The organism is Aliivibrio sp. SR45-2 (genome assembly GCF_963890165.1).
GTDB classification, from domain to species: domain Bacteria; phylum Pseudomonadota; class Gammaproteobacteria; order Enterobacterales; family Vibrionaceae; genus Aliivibrio; species Aliivibrio salmonicida.
The window spans coordinates 1-240 of the sequence record NZ_CAWPRC010000126.1 but is presented as its reverse complement, the minus strand read 5'-3'; the positions used below and the strand labels follow the sequence as shown (position 1 = coordinate 240).

General features: G+C 46.7%; 1 protein-coding gene. It reads right to left on the bottom strand.

Annotated elements, in window-relative coordinates; all coding sequences use genetic code 11:
• The coding region (locus AACV33_RS06605) for a cadherin repeat domain-containing protein (RefSeq protein ID WP_182700751.1) at positions 1–240 on the bottom strand (240 nt) is incomplete at both ends.

The window sequence follows — 240 nt, the reverse complement described above, 5'->3', positions numbered from 1 at the left end:
GCCCGTACTGGTTGAGCCATCGGTAGAAGTAGCAATGATCTCAATCGAGTGAGTATCATTAAGATCATGATCCAGATTGCCAATCACCGTCACCACACCCGTGGTGGCATCGATAGCAAATAAACCCGCATCAATATCATCTTGAGATAAGGTGTAAGTCACCGTATCTCCATCCGGATCCGTTGCCAAACCGGTGAGGTTAACCACATCCCCTATTACCGCATTCTCTGAAATCGTATT